Raw genomic sequence first — 1,115 nt, 5'->3', positions numbered from 1 at the left:
CTAGTATGAAGCATGAGAGTTACCTCTTATTGTCTTTGATTACGGATTCAGCACCTTTAATCAAAGTGGGTAACTCTCTTCATTTCAAATTGAAGTGTCAGATCTAGTCAGAACTAATACAAAAAAAACGTTAGCAGACCATCTATCCGGCTTTGGTGAGACTCTTAAAGTATCATGGCCCCTATCCCGCCCTGTTCTGATTGACGCTGAAAATATTGACCACCATAGTACCTCAACATATCACCCAATTGACGATATTACTAAAGATGCACAGCAATCTGGGAAGTCTATTATCCCAGTATACTCACCTGATTATTCACAAAATTATTTAATAGCAGTACAAAGGAATTGCGGTAATGGTATAGCTCTTCGTCTAAAACTGAACGATTATCTACGCGGCGCATATCACATACCCACTATCTTAAGAAATTTTAATTTCCCTCCTACTTTCATTGACTTAATTATCGACCTAGAAGATATTAAAAATGCCAGTATAGCTCTTCAGCAGCAAGTTATTCAGATGTGTAATAACTTAATGACACAAGCCAATTGGAGAAATGTTATCATTTCAAGTACCTGCTACCCATCTTCACAAGCTGGTATTCCTATAAACCAAATTCACCTACATCCAAGAGAAGAATGGCAATTATGGTCAAGTGTCATTCAGTCTCAAAGTTGGATCAAAACACCTAACTTTAGTGATTACCCAACAGCTGCTTCTACCACAGCATCTGTTAATCCTAGGTTTATGTCACAAACTGTATCTATAAGGTATTCAGATCAAAATAACTGGATATTTGTAAAAGGATTACCTGTAAAAGGGAACGGTTGGGGACAAACGCAACAGTTATGTCAATTATTAGTAAATTCAACTTATTACTTTGGCCGTAACTACAGTTGGGGAGATGAATATATTGATGATAGAGCCAATAATATAAATACTTCAGGCGGCTCAAAAGAATGGAGAAAAGTGGCTCATACTCATCACCTTACATGTACTAATTCAGACCTGATCTGACAGTTACCCACTTTTCAACTCGGTGCCTGTCAGATTATATCTGAGCTAGATTCTTCTCTGCCCAGATTGATTTCCCATCCTCTAATGTTTCTATTGG

General features: G+C 37.4%; 1 protein-coding gene. It reads left to right on the top strand.

Annotated elements, in window-relative coordinates; all coding sequences use genetic code 11:
• Positions 1–94 precede the first annotated feature (94 nt).
• Complete coding sequence (locus tag IFO68_RS21820) at positions 95–1,018, top strand: beta family protein (protein WP_336510296.1); 924 nt, start codon at positions 95–97, stop codon at positions 1,016–1,018.
• Positions 1,019–1,115 lie beyond the last annotated feature (97 nt).

It is taken from the genome of Photobacterium arenosum (assembly GCF_014841115.1).
Taxonomy (GTDB): Bacteria; Pseudomonadota; Gammaproteobacteria; order Enterobacterales; family Vibrionaceae; genus Photobacterium; species Photobacterium arenosum.
This window is presented reverse-complemented; position numbering and strand designations above follow the sequence as displayed.